Source organism: Pseudoalteromonas luteoviolacea NCIMB 1942 (assembly GCF_001625595.1).
Taxonomy (GTDB): Bacteria; Pseudomonadota; Gammaproteobacteria; order Enterobacterales; family Alteromonadaceae; genus Pseudoalteromonas; species Pseudoalteromonas luteoviolacea_A.
The window spans coordinates 1-15,688 of sequence record NZ_AUXT01000200.1; the positions used below are offsets into that span (position 1 = coordinate 1).

Here is a 15,688-nt window from a genome sequence, read left to right on the forward strand (position 1 = left end):
CAAAGTGTGATCCCGCCCTGGACAAAGACTGATTTTGACAAAGCGCTCATTCACAAACGCAAAGCAGAAATAAAAAATAGAATGGGTAATTACAAAGCGTCTTTACAAGACAACTTAAAGGCACAAGCATTAGATGTATTACCTGCCCGCTTTTATCTTAGCTTGTTGTTATTAGAAATTAGAACGCGATTTGTTTTAGAAGAGTTTGATTCCACCAAAAGTAGAGCCAATAGCTTATGGCAGTACCTTGAGCGCTCCTACCACCCAGAAGTTGCAACAATGCTTGGGTTTATCGCAAAAAAAAAGGATAACCTTGCTGAATATGACAAGTGGGTGTCGCTAATTAGACAAAATGAAACTGAAGAGCGAGCTTCCCAATTGCTCGGTGTGCTGACTGAAAAATCGGGCAAGCAGGAACAAGAAGAGTCCGCACCGGTATACAAATCAACAGGTAAGTACCCAAAAGAACGGCCTAAATTTAAAAAAGTCAACAGAGGGCTTAGTGCACCGAAGATAATTTATAGAAGGGAACCTCGTTACCCAGCACAGGCCGCTCGTTATGAGACTGAGGGAGAAGTAGCAATGACTTTTGACGTGAATACAAAAGGTGAGCCTGTCAATATCAAGGTAGTGTATGCCTATCCGGAGGGGCTATTTGAAGAAGCTGGAGTTGAATCCCTCGAGAAATGGCGTTTCGAGGTCCAATTGGATGGCAGCGGAGAAGTGATAGATGGCAAGGACTTTTACTTGGTTTTAGCATGGTCCGTTGATTAACGCTACATCTGTTACACAGGGTAAGCAAATCATTGAATTATTCAATTTTGGCTTACCCCGTATTGCTCAAAACACTTGATTGTGACATGAGCTTAAAAAACAGCACTTATATCTCATTGTAAACTGGCATCGTCAATGCTTTGCGTTTGACATCCTTAAGTGCCACTGCTTTTGAAGTACTGTAAACAAAAAATAGCGGACACGCAAAGTCATAATCACTGAGTTAATCCATCAAATGTTTTGCTGATAAACAAGTCTTTTTATTTGATATTAACTAGCGGCTTCCAAGTTGAGACCATAAATGGAAATTGTACGACGCCGGTTTCTTGACCGGTCGGAACGAGCGCCATAAATGGGTGACGTTTATAGTTCTCGTTAAGCGCGCTTCTTTGCACTTAGAGTTCAATATTTAATTAACAAAATAAGCTGGTTTTGTTATTCATTTTTTAGTATTGCAAAAATGCTTTTGATTATTTAAGGTGTTGGCATAATAACAAAAAAAGGAAATTCGATGCTTTATGCCAAGGTCATACTCACTGCGCTTTTATTTCTTCTCTCTATGAGCTCGGGCCTTGCGGCAGAGCAACTGAACATAACCAAGACGCTTTCTTCAAAAATATTGTCTGAGCAAAGAACGGTTACAATCTTACTTCCTGACTCCTATTATACAAATGAACAAAAGGTTTTTCCGGTCTTGTATCGGCTTGATGGTAAAGAGAATATCCCTTTAGAATCCGCGGTGTTAAACAAGCTTCATCGCTCAGGTGCAGCGCCAGAAATGATCATAGTTGCGATTGAAAACACCGATAGAGCAAGAGACTTGGCTCCGACTGTAAACTATGACCCAAGAGGTCCAGTGGGCGTTGGTGGTGGCGGCGACAAGTTTTTAGATTTCATAGAAAAAGAGCTGATCCCAGAGGTCAATCGCACTTTTCGAACACATGATTTTAAGGTCTTTTCAGGAGCGTCAATTGGCGGACTACTGGTGTTGCATGCAATGCAATCAAGACCTTATTTGTTTCAAGGACATATTGCTTACAGCCCTGCTGTATGGTGGGGGGCACATAGCACGCTTAAAAATGTAAAAACCTTTGTTACTAAGAGGCAGACATTCGACAATTACCTTTATATCAACATTGGCTCAGAGCCCGCGCCAATGCGCGAAGTTTATGATGAGTTGCAATCTTTTCTAGCAAACAACAAACCACATAAATTTAAATTAACGTCGGATACTTTTGACGATGTACCGCATGCGATGACCTCTGTGGCGGGGGTTTTTAATGCGTATCACAGCCTGTTTTTGTCTCTAATTATGCCCAGCAGTGCGTTGACAGATGGGGTGAACTCTATCAAACAGTATTATAAACAGGTTTCTTTTCAACGCGCAGAGCCGACACTCCCCGAGGAGTGGGTATTACGTGGGCTAGGGTATGAGCTGGTGGATGCCAAAGATTTTGTAGGGGCGATTGAAATCTTTAAATACAACATCGAACAAAACCCAACAATGGCCAGTGCTTACAATGGGCTGGCCTACGCTTACGAACAAAACAAACAATATGAGCAATCTTTAGAGCAGGTAAATATTGCGTTGAAATTAGCTGATAAAGACGATGACGGTTACGAAGCCTATTTTAATCGAAAGCGACGATTAACAGCAGCGATAACAGAGGCCGCAGCGTCTTTATGATGATGTTTGCGTAAATACTGGGAGTGACTATGAAGCAAGTTTTACTGATGCTGTTTGCATGTTTAGCGGCATTGTTAATAAGTGGGTGTAGTAATACCAAACAGCCAAGTTTACGAGCGTTAAAATCAGCACATGTTACTACATTTCAATCACAAGCAGATTTTGAAAACTATATGGAGGGAATGCACCAATTACGCCGTTATCGTGAGACTGAACGCAGTAAGCAACTTTCTGAGCGTTACCCTGAAGGGGTTGAATTTATAGAAGTGACTGGGAGTCGCATTGATTCATCTGACTTAAGTATCACCAATAATCAAGTCGACAATGTTGATGAAGGTGGCATTATAAAATTCACAGGAGACTATTTGATTATTCTTCGTAAAGGGGTCATTTATTCTGTCAAAATCACAGAGAACAGCCACGATCTACTTTATGTCAAGTCAAAAATTGAAATAAACCAATCCTCCTGGAATCAAGATGTTTGGTATGACGAACTGCTTGTATTAAAAGATACTTTACTGGTACTAGGCTATAACTATGGATTAGATGCATCTCAGCTGTTGCGTTTTAATTTAGGAAGTCAGGGCGAAATTACTTATCGAGACGGCATTTTAATCAAATCAGATGACTACTTTAGCAGTTCTAATTATGGCTCTAGAATCATCAATAATAAGTATCTCACATATTTGCCTATCGAACTTACATCTGAGTATTCAAATCAACGTAAGGTACGCGTCTTACCACAATTTGCAAGAATCACAGATAAAGGGTTTAGCGCATTAGAGTGGCAAAATATCATAGGCGCTAAAGATATCTATAAATCTTTAGATATGCAGCTGTCACCGATACTTCATACAGTCATTACCTGTGACCCTTTAACGGTCAATTTTGATTGCGGTGGCAAGGCGGTTGTGGGTTCTGATGAGTACGAATATTTTGTCTCCAATTCTGCGTTTTATCTGTGGACGTCCATTTTACATGAAGACAGACTGACTGACTTTCAGTACTGGGGTTTGGAAACTCAAACAGTCTCAAGGTTGTTTAAGGTGCCGCACAGTGGTGGGGTTATGGGTACAGTCAAGGTAAAAGGGAAACCAAGCAGTCAGTTTTCATTTATGCAAAGCGAAGACGCATTGCATTTATTGACTGTAAGTGAAGAACATTCGATTCCTGAGATAAGTGCCTTGCTGTATAAGCTCCCTGATATCTTATTCGGGCAAAGTAGTGAAGGTATTGTTAAGCCTTGGCGTGAATGGTCTGTAGCGACGCAATATATCAATAACCGTTTCACCAATGAGTGGCTAGTGCTGGGTGAAGGCTTGTATAGAGATGAGATTGAGACTAGGCATTTCGGGAAATTAGGCAGCCTTTCTTTGACTCATTTGTTGCGTGATGAACAACTTACCTTTGACTTACCGCATACTGTGGATCGGATTGAGCCCATCGGTGAAAAGCTATTTGTGTCAGGTGTCAATTTACAAGAAAACTATAACGTGTCAATTATCAACCTAGCAGATCGGCCATCTATTGACAGTGAAGGGGTTTTCGACAGCTTTCTAGAAAAAGAAAATATTAGCCATGCATTCAACTATAAAAGCGTGTCTGATAATTATGGCATAGCAGGCATTACAGCGCTGAACAAAGCAAGCCTAACAGAAGCAACAGAAGATGACTTGAGTATTGTATATTTGGGAGTAACGAGCAACGCAGCAGTGTCTCTAGCAGGTCAAGCTAAAGCCAAAGTTAACCCTCAAACCTTTGTTGACTGCGAAGTAAGCTGCAGTGATTGGTATGGTAACTCAAGGCCGTTTTATATCGGCAATAGAGTATTTGCATTAGTAGGAGATGTACTAATAGAGTCTCAAATAATTGATGATCAAGTGATTGAACTTGAGCGAGTAGACTATGTACATGACTTACACATGCATTGAGCAGATAAAGTTTTTAGTGTGTTATTTTAAATGCATCAGTTGTAGCGTGGATCATTGACGCTAAACATATAAGTTAAACGACTGCTTTTCAAACAAGTAAAGGGGGTTATTACCCCCTTTCTTCAACACATTAAATACAGCTGCCAGTTTTTTCTACGCTACCAAATGCATCGTAGATGCGATAACTCACAGGCTGTGCATTAGGGTAGCCTGATTGCTGAAACATCGATGTAAAGTAAATATCCATAAAGACGCTTTGAATATTGGTTAAGGGTTTAGTTACCGTATAAGTTCTGTCGTAATCAGTAGTTACACTTATATAAAGCTTATTTTCGGCAATTCTATCCCAAAACGATGCCTTCGCTCTGAACTTAACACTGTTATCTTCTGTCCAGCACTGATCGCCAGTAACCGTGCCTGCTAGGGCTGACGTTGATAAAAATGTAGAGAGTGCAACCAATACTAATGTCATGTTTTTCATAAAAACCTCAATGGTTAATGAGAGTAATAACTTTCCATGTAGGAGAAGTGCGGATCACATATTGCTTCGTGATAAGACAAGGATATTTGCGATTTGCCCAAGCTTGAAGGCACGCAATTTGGTGGTTTTTTTCCGAATTTTTTCTGCTTTGTCGGGAAATAATTTGAGGCACTTTTAAGGTTATAAATACATGAAATGCGCAAGCGTTTTCAATTATGCTTGGTAGGGTATTACCAAAGTGGTGATATGCCAGACGACTTAAAAACTCATGAAAAATAGTATCTTTATGGCGCGGGAGGGGTACTAGCAGCACCTAGACGAGGATAGTTTTGTTGGTAAGTTTTACTTTGCCTTCGTTAATCTTTAGCTGGCAGGAGGCGACATAGGTTTGAGCACAGGGAGCACGTGATTCGGCATACCTGCCAGCTATTTATGGTGTGGTGTTAAATTAGAGATCAACTCTTACGTGATCTTGTGCATTGAGAAAATTGCTGCATGCTAGATTATCCATCCTAAGAAATAAGCCTTCTCCCGCAGAGGTGTAAGCGGCTAATCCATTAGAGTATTTCATACTAATCCATTTTGTCTTTGTTGTATCCACAAGCTGTGCATTGTCACTATAGTTTGAATACCTTACGATACAGTCAGTTTCATCATCTCCTTCGAATTTGACAAAGTCGTAGCACAGTGCTGCATTTGTAGCGCCTTGTGATGATTTGGTCCACGCTATATCACCGAGAGGTTCCAAAAACTGAGGACAATAACCACACGTAGGAGTACTAACTTGCACAAAGTTATCAGGGGCTTCAACAATTTCGACCATAATATCCTGTGCTTTCGCTTGACTTGAAACCGCGCTGGCCAGTAAAAGTGACGTCGCTAAAATTTTGATTTTCATAAATTACTTTCCTTAAGTTAATGTAGATTTTTATCCTGCGTAAGCGCAGAGGTTTGCATTGGCTTATTTGCAACAAGCGATACAATAAGCAGCAGTGCCTTAACTGTTAAGGCACGCAAATTGGGAAAATTTTTCTGATTTTTGAGTGTTTTATTTGTAGCTAGGGGAGTGAGCAGTGTGTCGTGTGCTTGCACTTACAATATGTCAGGTTTAGACCGCTTGAGGATCTTAGCACCGATGTCGGCAACTTCGGCACGTGTTATAGCGCGTTGAGGCTGAAATTGGCCATCGTGAATGGTACAGAGACCATATAACGTACAAATTTGTGCGTACCTGAGGGCCTGAGCATTGTTAAATTCAAGGTGGTCTTTAAATTCAACATGTTTAAAGCTACTTAGCTGGCTGGGGTCATACAGATTTAATAACTGACTGGCCGTCTTTGCAAGCCATGTTTTTGACGCGGACTTTTTCGGTTCGAATTGTGTTGGGTCTATTGATAGGTTTTGCTGTTGAGCATAGCTTAAGTAGTTGTTAGCCCAAGAGAAGTCCTCTATATAACCGTTTTCATTAATAACGGTTAAGTTGTCGTACTGTTGTTGTGTTTTTTTAAGTGTAATGAGGCCTTGTGCGTGAGCAGCGAGATACAGAATAGATAGGACTTCTGCTTGCTTTGCTATCTGGGATGGCTGAAACAAGCGTCCATTGCCGTGAGGGTTTGGTCTTCCTATGACCACTCCTCGCAATGCAAGATAATGTATATTTTCAAAATAGGGATGTGTGGTGGGTACATCATCAAATTTAATGGGCAACGATTTACCGTCTCTGATAACAAATCGCAAAACAAGCTTATCGTATTCTTGGCTATGTTTTACCGCTTCGATTGTCACTGTGTGGATCCCTGATTTTGAAAAAGTATGATGATAATAGCCCGTATGACTAATATAGCCGCCCCCTGAAATACTGAATGCCAAGTCAGCGGGATCGGCACGATTACTCACCACTTTGAGTTTTATCTGCTCACCTACTTTGCCACCATGATTAGTGAAGACATATGGCGACAGTATTTTACCGTGTCCTTCAATATTCTTAATTTGAGTGTCAGATGTGTCGGGCAGGTGATTCTTGTTTAGGATATCGTGGAAGTGATCATCACCCTGACTAGCATCGAAGATAGAGCGTAAAAATGTCATAACTTGAGCTTGCTGCGAATACTGAGCGGCCAAAGTGGCTTGTTGTTTCGAAAAGACAATCAACATAGGTAGCAAAACGACTGTTACTGCGCTAATGACCCACATTATTCTTGAACGCCGAGCGTATAAACACCTAGCTTGATCTAGTCGACTAACGTATCCAGACTTCTCAGGGGTGAGAATTTGTACAGCTTTAATAGACGCTTTAAGCGATTCCATTGAAGTGGTACGCTCATCTTTGTTTTTGTTTAGCGCCTTTGCTAGCACGGGTTTAAGTAAGCGTGCCTTTAAAGGCGCACTTGAAAAATACTTGTTGAGGAAGTATTGAAACACTCTAGCGGCAGAGTAGACATCACTAGAGTAATCCAGAGATTCTCCTCTTTGCTGCTCAGGGCTAGAAAAGCGGTATGTAAAGCCCAAAGCTTTGTTGTCTATTTGATGATTGGGATTAAAGCTCACTTGTTTAGAAATGCCAAAGTCAATCAACTGCGGCTGCATATGTTCATTGATCAAGATGTTGCTAGGCTTAATGTCTGCGTGCAGTACTTGGTGAGAGTGAGCATGGCTAAGTGCTTCACAGATTTTAATGAATATCTCAATAACACTGTCTAGCGCGAGTGGGACAGTGCTAAAGAAACTGTCCATTGGGGTGGCGTCAATGTAATCCATAATCATGTAGCAGTGATGCTGATATTCACCAATTGTAAATACGCGAACAATACCGCTATGTTGGAACTTAGCAAGGCTTTGTGCTTCTCTTTTTAGTGAGGATATCCTCTGTGTGGTAGACGAGTTTGGGTAGAGGAGCTTAATGGCAACCGTTTGCTCAAATTTGCCGTCAGAGCGATGTGCTTTGTACACAACACCTTGGCCGCCATCGCCGAGAAGCTCAGATAATACAAAGTCTTCGATTTTCTCACCGTGTAAATACAGTAGCTCGTCATTACCAAGTACCACATTGGCACTGTGCGATACTAATTGAGGTAAAAAATGGTCTCGTTTATTTTTTATATGTGCTTGTACGAGCTGACGGACTTCGGAACATACACTTTCATCTAACCCTTTCATTTGAGTTAGGCGTTGTATCATTTGGTCGATAGGACCATCTAAAAGCTCGTAAAATATGCTGAATGCATCTGCTGGTTCATTGCTGTGTACAGTCATGGAGAGTCGGCAAATTTACTGCGCAAAAAAGCGTTAGCAAGGTCAATATGGCGATAGATTTTCCCTGTCGGTATAGCAAACTCCTTGGCTATTTCTTCGCCCGTCATGCCTAAAAAGTAGTAGAATAAAGCGACCTCATAACATTGTTCTGATCTGTCTTTTAGTAAGCTGATGGCTTCATCAAAAACACTATATTGCTCGTCATCTTCAGGTATATTGAACCGATGAAATTCGCTCAGAGAAGTGTGAGTAAATAGATTACCGCGCTTTAACGCTTTTCTTTTTCTAAGCTCACTGATCAGGGCGTTTCGAATGAAAATTGATACGTCTTTTAAGTATTGCTTACGGTTTTCGTAATCTCTGGTTGGTGGCGCGAAGTCTATAAAATATTCATTGATAAACGAGGTCGTGTTTGGCAGTAGTTCTTCTGCTTCGCCATTAGAGAGCAGCTGTGCTTTGTGCTTTTTCAAGCGGCCTTTAAGGTGCAGGAATATCTCGGTTTTGAGCGTTCTTTCGGATTGTTTACAGCCAGACTTCCATTTGTCTATAAGTAGGGTAACGTCGTTGTTCATGCAAGGGACCAAAACAGGTAATTTGAGTCTAGATTATCAAGGTTTAGGGTAACAAATGGGTTGTAAATATCAAGTTTCCAAGTGTTTTATTTATGTATCTGCAATACGAGTTTGATCAATTACTCAAAAGGGACACACATTCAGAAAGACATGTTGCTTTGCTTAAAAACCGGAGTCTATAACGTATTTAACGTGCGCTACTAGACTCCCAGTTTATAACGTTAACTGTGCGCTTGTTTCCTGTATTGTGAAGGGGTTAAGCCAGTTGCTTTTTTAAAAGCGGTGTTAAATGTAGACTTGGAGTTAAACCCGACTTCATATTGAATCGTGGAGATGCGTTTGTCTGAATCCAATAATAGCTTTTGCGCGTACTCGACGCGGTAACCGTTTACAAACTGAAAGAAGTTTGTTTGTAGTAATTGTGACAAGGTTTCTGAAATATGATTTTCACTGACACCAATTGATTGAGAGAGTTGATTCAATGAAAGTGCATCATTCATAAAAAGTTGCTGTTGTGTCATGACGAGTTTTAATTTTTTGGCAATTGGGTCCATTCTGCTTTTGCTCAGTGTTGTGGTCCTAATTTGGTGTGCAATTGGTGTGCCTTTGTCTTCGCGCGATAGAATTGGTTGGTTGAGCGCCAATTGAGTGAATGCCAATAAAACACCAGCTTCCAGTAACGGTAAGAAGAGGCCTTGTCCTGGGATGCGCCAACCTGTGAATCCCGGCAAGTAAGCAGTCGCATAAAAGAACCACACAAGACCCCACAGCAACAGCGTAACTTTAAACCAATCGAGAGAGCGTGATTGAATGTCTGCAAAACGCTCCATAAGTTGCTGACGATGATGTGCATGCACTTTCAAAGCACTCACAAAATAAATAGCGATAAATGCAATAAAAATCACCATCGCTATCAGGCAAGTTAAGAATGCAATTCTAAAGTGCTCCGGATCTCGCGTAGCAGGATCTGCTAGCGCGAGCTTTTCTTGCGGGGTTAAGGTAAACAGGAAAGGTATCATCGCACCTATAACTAACACAGGCCCAAGCGCCGCGAGTGCATAGCTACGGCTCGAGATAGACATATCGGGCGACATTGTTGCACGTGCATAAAAGTATAAAGCTGGTCCCAGCAAGGTACGAATCGGAAATTGTAACCCAGCTAACCCCGGCAAATATTGGTAAGCGCCAGAATAAATAAACAGCTCACCGCATACATGTATAAACAGTAGACACAATAGTGCAATTAAAAAGGTGGTTTGTTGGTGATCGGGTTTACACCATGCTTGTACAAGTGCGAGCGCAATGATACCTAGCATAAAGGAATAAATTACTGTGGGTACTACATCCATTACAGATCCCTAACTTAAAAACGTTTTATATCTCAACCTAGTTGATTTTAGATACTCACTACAAAATGGCTTACTGTCTTACCATTAATTTATAAAACTGTGATTGGGTCCGATAATTTTAGCTTCTGTCTGTCCCGTAATTACATGATAGCAATATCAGTGAAGATTTTGGTAATGGAGGCCCGATGAAATATCGTGTTTTCTGTAACAGGTGAAGCATTTCTTTGTCTGCCAAACCAAAATATAGCGCATTTTTTAATTGGTCATGATTAATGAGAGAAATGGTGCTGCCGACTACGCCGAGCTCTGAAAGTTGAGCTTTGAAATCTTGGCTCAGCTCCTGCCAAGTTATAGCGCTGGCAATATTAGAGAGAATGAAGCTGCTAAAAAGGGCGGCCATAAAAATTATTAACCTATTCATTTTTATATGTTTCTTATTTTTTTTGTTGTTGACTATATCACTTTTTGACTAGGTAGATGGGCCTAATTTACGAAACTCGAAATAAGGCGAGTCCCTAGTTGAGTTAGAGTAAATGGCTTTAAGTAAGCTTATTATTGCTACAAACTTTGAATATTCACTCGTTAAATGCAATGAATTCTCATTTATGTTGCTGTATATTGGTATGTTATACTGTATCAATATTGGGTGTGATAATGCCAAACGAAAGACAAATAACAAAAACGGAAGTAGTGATAGTGGGCGCCGGTCCTGCTGGGTTAGGCTGCGCAGCACTATTGAAGCAAATGGGAATTGAAGATCAAGAGCTCATCGTGTTGGAAAGAGGAGAAATTGGAGAGTCATTTTTAAGGTGGCCAAAAACGATGCGTTTGATTACGCCTTCTTTTCCCAGTAATGGTTACCACCAAACGGATTTAAACGCGATAACACCGGATACTTCACCGGCTTTTAATGCTGGGAAAGAGCACCTTAGCGGTGAAGAGTATGCAAAGTACCTAGACATGGTTGCAAAGCACTATGAGATTAAAGTGGCGACACAGACTCAGTTAGAATCTGTGTCATCTCGAGGGCCAAACAAGGGATACGAGCTTCAGGCAGGAGAACTGACGATACACTGTAAATTCATCATTTGGGCAGGCGGGGAGTTTCAATCTCCAAACACCACTGGATTTACAGGTGTAGAATTGTGCATCCATAATTCAAAGATAGGTGAATGGGACCAGCTATCTAAAGGCCATTATGTGGTGATTGGTGGTTATGAAAGTGGCGTGGATGCGACATTCAATCTAGTGAGTCAAGGCTATGAAGTGACACTGTTAGATATCAGCTGCGCGCAGCAAGATACATTTGACCCGAGCCGTGTGTTATCTCCCTACACTGCAGAACGTTTGTCGAGTTTATCTAGTGCTGAGGGTGTTGAATATGACGATGACTTTGAAGTCAGCAATGTATATCAACAGGGGGATGGATATATTGTCCAGTCTACCGATGGGAAAGAGGTTTTCACGCCTTTCCCACCCATAAACTGTACAGGGTTTGAGATAGACTTAGGCCCGTTGACAGATTTTTTTGTATATCAGGATAATGGTTATCCTTGGGTGAGCCCATTTGACGAATCGACTAAAATGCGCAATGTCTTTTTAGCTGGCCCACGCCTTTATCATGACCCCACATTATTGTGTTTTATCTATAAATTCAGAGGGCGTTTTGCGGCTCCATGTGCGGTTATTGCCAGTGAACTCGAGCTGGATACTTCGATATTCAAACATTACAAACAAGCAGGCATGCTGTTACAAGATTTGGATTGTTGTAAAGAACAGGAGTGTTTTTGCTAATGGGGCAGTTCATTGATGTACAAACCTTCTACCCAGAACCTAAAATAAAAAGCCAGTGGCTACTCATTGGGAAAGAAAGTGTTGGAAAGACCGCATTAACTGAAAACCTCATGGGTAAAAAGTCTGGAAGCAGTAATTTACAAGGAAGTTCATTGTTTTGTCAGGAGTACACTTGGAACGGACAAGTGATCACCGATACACCAGGCATTCAAACTAGGATGGACAGTGTTGTTACCTCTCAAGTTTTACGCCGTCTAAAAACCAGCGAGCACGTTATCTTAACGCTTAAATCTACTGAACTACCAAGTGATTTAAGTGACTTATGGGATATGGTTCAAGGACGCAGTGGTATCGTCATAATCACTTATTGGGACAAAGTTAAGCATCGAGAAGATGTTCGGCAAGAGCTAGACAGGCTGAGAGCTGAAACAGATTTAGCTTGGATAACCATCGACAATCGCCATGTCACAACAGAGCAACTTGAACATATAGAACAGGCACTTACCCAACCTGCACGCTTTCCAGTTGCAGCCCCTAAACTTGAAGCGAACTGGTCAGTCAAACCAAAGCTATTGCTGTTTGAATATGCTTGGTTTGGGCCCATAATGTCTCTGTGTTTACTAGTATTACCTGCTTGGTTTGCAGTAACCAACGCCAATGCTTTTGCAGATTTGCTTTATCCGTATGTCGAATCACCGGTTAATACGCTAAAAGGCAATTTAGGCGCTTTGCCGGCCCCCTTAAACCATATGCTAGTTGGTGACTATGGCTTAATTTCGATGCTGCCTTTTTTGATTTTGTATGCTTTACCAACGGTTATTGTGTTCTCAGCCATAATATCTATTTATAAAACCACAGGCCTTATAGACAGGTTGTCTTACCGACTCGACCCATTTATGCATAAAATAGGTCTTAGTGGGCGAGATTTGGTAAGAGTGATCATGGGTTTTGGTTGTAATGTACCAGCCATTATTCAAACTAGAAACTGCTCATGCTGTACTAGAGGAAGCTGTATTTCCGCCATTTCTTTTGGCTCAGCATGTTCTTATCAGTTACCCGCAACGGTTGCTGTTTTCTCTGCCGCAGGCAAGCCATATCTTACATTACCATACTTGGCCATATTGGCTGTGACGACCTGTATTTACCTGCTTTTAACCACGACGAAACAGCAACGAAATGCGGCAGCGTCATATAATTTACTAAGTAGAGGGTTTTTACAACCGCCCAATTGGCGGTTTGCCTTGTCTGAAATGGCTGGTGTGATGAAGTCATTTTTTAATACGGCTTTTCCATTGTTCGTCGGTATCTGTTTACTGGTTGGTTTCTTTGAATGGCTTGGCGTTATAGAATCACTCACGCATCTTGTTTCACCATTAATGACACTGGTTAACCTACCCGAGGGAGCTGCAATAGCAGTCATACTAGGCGCGATACGCAAAGATGGTTTAGCTATTGGCTTGATTGATAGCACATCTCATGGCCTCAAACTGGGGGAGATCACAGATATTCAATTACTTTGTGCTGTATATTTCGCTGGCGTTATATTGCCGTGTGTGGTTTCTTTGCTGACGATAGTGCGTGAAATGAGCTTAGGGTATGCGTCGCGCTTAGCAATGCGCCAGATATTCTGGGCGACTTGCTTTACCGTTGTGCTGTCTTGGGGAGTACCATTTATCGCAGCCGTGCTAGCTTGATAATCGTTGTTTAAACAATTAGAGGCGGTGCAATTTTGCCTGCCACACGATGTTTAATTTAGCGCCCAATTCTCGTTTAATGTGTTGTTTAGTTAGACACATGGGGTGTGATTACTCGCAGTGGTAGACGTGACGCACTTCATTTTATGTTTATTCTGGCTCGTTAATTTGTGCGCAATAATGGCAAGCATTCATTAATTTGCATTTTAGCGGATTAAATAGTAGCTGGACGTATTTTTATCCACTATGTTCAAAGATATGTTATTGATTAAAGCACAGATTGACAGTCTTTGATTTGTCACAAAGAGAATGATCTTACCGTGTGTTTTAAAGGTATCATTCTTTGAGAATAACCTTAAGGAGCATAAATGCACTTCTCAACTGCTAAATTAGCCATGATTGTAATGAGTCTGGTCAGTGTTTTGGTATCTGCTAATCAACCAAGTAATGAATCACAAACCAGTGATAACAATATTTGGAGACAAGCGCCAGCCTTACCCATCGCATTGCAAGAAGTCTATCCAGCAGTTTTTAAAGAGCGCATCGTAGTCGGTGGTGGCTTCACGCCTTCCAAAGAGCCTTCATTTTTTGGACTTGGCCCAACTGATAGCGTGTATTTATTGAATCCGCCAACGGGCCGTTGGCAAAAAAAGCCATCTTTACCTGAAGCGAGGCATCATTTAGGTATGGTGAGTAACCGACATTATGTTTATGGAATAGGAGGCTTCACCGGAAACAAAGGCGATGCTTGGCAAATTCAAAGCTCTGTATTTAGGTTAGATGGTACATTTCGTGAGTGGCGAAAAGGCCCGTCCTTACCAATTCCATTGGCGGAATCTGTGTATGCAAATGTGGGGAAACATATCCACGTGATAGGCGGCAAAACAATTTCTAAGAAAACAGGCAAACATGTTGATAGTGATGCGCACTTCGTATTGGTAAACAATGCATACTGGCGCAAAGCAAAACCTGCAACGATAGTGCGAAATTCAGCAGCCAGTGCCGTAATTGGTGACAAAATATATGTTATTGGGGGCCGCGTGGCTGGCGCTGATAACGTAAATGTTAGCGATGTAGAGGTGTACGATACCAAGAAAGATACGTGGACGCTGGTTGCACCGCTGCCCATTGCTTCTGGAGGCCTCTCTGCAAGCGTGTTGGATGATAAGATAATTGTTTCAGGCGGAGAGGTATTTGGCCCTGATAACAATTGGCGGGCAGGGCGAGCATTCAAGCAGGTATGGTCCTATGATCCATCCAAAGATACGTGGGAATCACTGCCTGATATGCCAACGCCAAGGCATGGTCACGGCATGGTTACTTTAAACAATACACTATATATCATTGGTGGTGCAGCAAAAGTGGGACCTCAAGAGACCCTATCTTCTGTGCTAGCTATCGAAACACAAAGTCAGTAACAGCGTTTAAGCACATTGCTAGATAATGTGTCGGCATCGGTGGGTGGTCAAGCCATTAGGTGATTAAAGGCTTTTATTAAATCTTTTTTTATATAGCCGACGAGCTGTTTTATCTGGCTTTGTATATGCTTTTTGCCAAAATAATATGCATACATTACTCTGGTACGGGGAGCCAAGGTATCAACTGTGAGTTTTAGCAGGTCATCACTTTTTATCATTGAGTGGAGCAACATGGCTATATACTGGCCGGTAAGTACACCATGATAAGCAAGCCCCAAATCATTAACTACAAGGCTTAGTAGAGGGGAAAGCATCACTTCATTACTTGACTTATCTACAAATAACCACTGTTTTACTGGGTAGGCAATTACACAAGGTAAGCCCAATTTTTGATGTGCGGTAACTTTATTTGGGTTTAGGCCGTGCTTTTCTATATATGCGTGGTGCGCGCAATCAGAATAAAGTATATCCCATAAATGCAATGCTATTTATTGCAGATGAATCTAATCGCGGACCCACACGAAAAGCCAGATCTATATCTTCTTTAATGAGGTTCTTTTTGTCATTTGAAAGGGAGATATTTAGTTTTAACTCTGGGTGTTCTGATGCGAAATCGATTAACCATGCACCTAGAAAATCAATACCTACTCTGATGCTTACCAAAAACCAAGTATTGGTAAAGGTTGCAGCGGCGCCAGTTAATTTCATTGATACCGTAATTTGAGAAGGCAATACG

The 15,688-nt window shown here is 41.4% G+C and carries 13 protein-coding genes; 6 read left to right on the forward strand and 7 right to left on the reverse strand.

Annotated features, from left to right (window positions below; all coding sequences use genetic code 11):
* The 3 genes from N482_RS19910 to N482_RS19920 all read left to right on the forward strand — a co-directional run.
* Positions 1-774: TonB family protein (locus tag N482_RS19910; RefSeq protein WP_155730664.1), on the forward strand; the 774-nt coding region annotated here is incomplete at its 5' end.
* A gap of 511 nt (positions 775-1,285) precedes the next feature.
* Positions 1,286-2,461, forward strand: a complete 1,176-nt coding sequence (locus tag N482_RS19915; protein ID WP_063378725.1) for an alpha/beta hydrolase-fold protein — start codon at positions 1,286-1,288, stop codon at positions 2,459-2,461.
* A gap of 29 nt (positions 2,462-2,490) precedes the next feature.
* The gene (locus N482_RS19920) at positions 2,491-4,392 is read left to right on the forward strand and encodes a beta-propeller domain-containing protein (RefSeq protein WP_063378726.1); all 1,902 of its coding nucleotides are present in this window, start codon (positions 2,491-2,493) and stop codon (positions 4,390-4,392) included.
* 130 nt (positions 4,393-4,522) lie between these two features.
* Here N482_RS19920 and N482_RS19925 read toward each other — a convergent pair whose 3' ends face one another.
* From N482_RS19925 to N482_RS19950, 6 genes are all read right to left on the reverse strand, one after another.
* A complete protein-coding gene (locus N482_RS19925) occupies positions 4,523-4,873 on the reverse strand; it encodes a hypothetical protein (RefSeq protein WP_063378727.1) in 351 nt (116 codons plus the stop codon).
* A 448-nt stretch (positions 4,874-5,321) separates the two neighbouring features.
* Positions 5,322-5,771, reverse strand: coding sequence for a hypothetical protein (locus tag N482_RS19930; protein ID WP_063378728.1), 450 nt, complete (start codon positions 5,769-5,771; stop codon positions 5,322-5,324).
* A gap of 194 nt (positions 5,772-5,965) precedes the next feature.
* Positions 5,966-8,125 carry a serine/threonine protein kinase gene (locus N482_RS19935; protein WP_063378729.1) on the reverse strand — a complete coding sequence of 720 codons (2,160 nt, stop codon included), beginning with the start codon at positions 8,123-8,125 and terminating at the stop codon, positions 5,966-5,968.
* A complete protein-coding gene (locus N482_RS19940) occupies positions 8,122-8,697 on the reverse strand; it encodes an ECF-type sigma factor (RefSeq protein ID WP_063378730.1) in 576 nt (191 codons plus the stop codon). Before N482_RS19940 ends, N482_RS19935 begins: the two co-directional genes overlap by 4 nt.
* 221 nt (positions 8,698-8,918) lie before the next feature.
* Positions 8,919-10,046, reverse strand: a complete 1,128-nt coding sequence (locus N482_RS19945; RefSeq protein WP_063378731.1) for a helix-turn-helix domain-containing protein — start codon at positions 10,044-10,046, stop codon at positions 8,919-8,921.
* Between the two features lie 118 nt (positions 10,047-10,164).
* Complete coding sequence (locus N482_RS19950; RefSeq protein WP_155730665.1) at positions 10,165-10,467, reverse strand: hypothetical protein; 303 nt, start codon at positions 10,465-10,467, stop codon at positions 10,165-10,167.
* Between the two features lie 233 nt (positions 10,468-10,700).
* Between N482_RS19950 and N482_RS19955 the strand changes: the two genes are divergently transcribed.
* The 3 genes from N482_RS19955 to N482_RS19965 all read left to right on the forward strand — a co-directional run bounded on the left by N482_RS19955 (position 10,701) and on the right by N482_RS19965 (position 14,952).
* Positions 10,701-11,840: an NAD(P)/FAD-dependent oxidoreductase gene (locus N482_RS19955; RefSeq protein WP_063378733.1), complete on the forward strand. Its 1,140-nt coding sequence runs from the start codon at positions 10,701-10,703 to the stop codon at positions 11,838-11,840.
* Complete coding sequence (locus tag N482_RS19960; protein WP_063378734.1) at positions 11,840-13,534, forward strand: nucleoside recognition domain-containing protein; 1,695 nt, start codon at positions 11,840-11,842, stop codon at positions 13,532-13,534. Before N482_RS19955 ends, N482_RS19960 begins: the two co-directional genes overlap by 1 nt.
* Before the next feature lie 368 nt (positions 13,535-13,902).
* The gene (locus tag N482_RS19965) at positions 13,903-14,952 is read left to right on the forward strand and encodes a Kelch repeat-containing protein (RefSeq protein ID WP_063378735.1); all 1,050 of its coding nucleotides are present in this window, start codon (positions 13,903-13,905) and stop codon (positions 14,950-14,952) included.
* Between the two features lie 453 nt (positions 14,953-15,405).
* On the opposite strand, the gene N482_RS19975 is transcribed toward N482_RS19965, so the two are convergent.
* Entirely contained in the window at positions 15,406-15,684 is a 279-nt protein-coding gene (locus N482_RS19975) for a hypothetical protein (RefSeq protein WP_196765361.1), read from the reverse strand.
* Positions 15,685-15,688: the final 4 nt, after the last annotated feature.

Excerpts from the sequence above, each read along its gene's own strand:
- N482_RS19935 (WP_063378729.1), bottom strand. The coding sequence starts at position 8,125 with ATGACTGTACACAGCAATGAACCAGCAGATGCATTCAGCATATTTTAC.
- N482_RS19955 (WP_063378733.1), top strand. The coding sequence starts at position 10,701 with ATGCCAAACGAAAGACAAATAACAAAAACGGAAGTAGTGATAGTGGGC.
- N482_RS19965 (WP_063378735.1), top strand. The coding sequence starts at position 13,903 with ATGCACTTCTCAACTGCTAAATTAGCCATGATTGTAATGAGTCTGGTC.
- N482_RS19945 (WP_063378731.1), bottom strand. The coding sequence starts at position 10,046 with ATGGATGTAGTACCCACAGTAATTTATTCCTTTATGCTAGGTATCATT.
- N482_RS19920 (WP_063378726.1), top strand. The coding sequence starts at position 2,491 with ATGAAGCAAGTTTTACTGATGCTGTTTGCATGTTTAGCGGCATTGTTA.
- N482_RS19940 (WP_063378730.1), bottom strand. The coding sequence starts at position 8,697 with ATGAACAACGACGTTACCCTACTTATAGACAAATGGAAGTCTGGCTGT.
- N482_RS19950 (WP_155730665.1), bottom strand. The coding sequence starts at position 10,467 with ATGAATAGGTTAATAATTTTTATGGCCGCCCTTTTTAGCAGCTTCATT.
- N482_RS19930 (WP_063378728.1), bottom strand. The coding sequence starts at position 5,771 with ATGAAAATCAAAATTTTAGCGACGTCACTTTTACTGGCCAGCGCGGTT.
- N482_RS19925 (WP_063378727.1), bottom strand. The coding sequence starts at position 4,873 with ATGAAAAACATGACATTAGTATTGGTTGCACTCTCTACATTTTTATCA.
- N482_RS19915 (WP_063378725.1), top strand. The coding sequence starts at position 1,286 with ATGCTTTATGCCAAGGTCATACTCACTGCGCTTTTATTTCTTCTCTCT.
- N482_RS19960 (WP_063378734.1), top strand. The coding sequence starts at position 11,840 with ATGGGGCAGTTCATTGATGTACAAACCTTCTACCCAGAACCTAAAATA.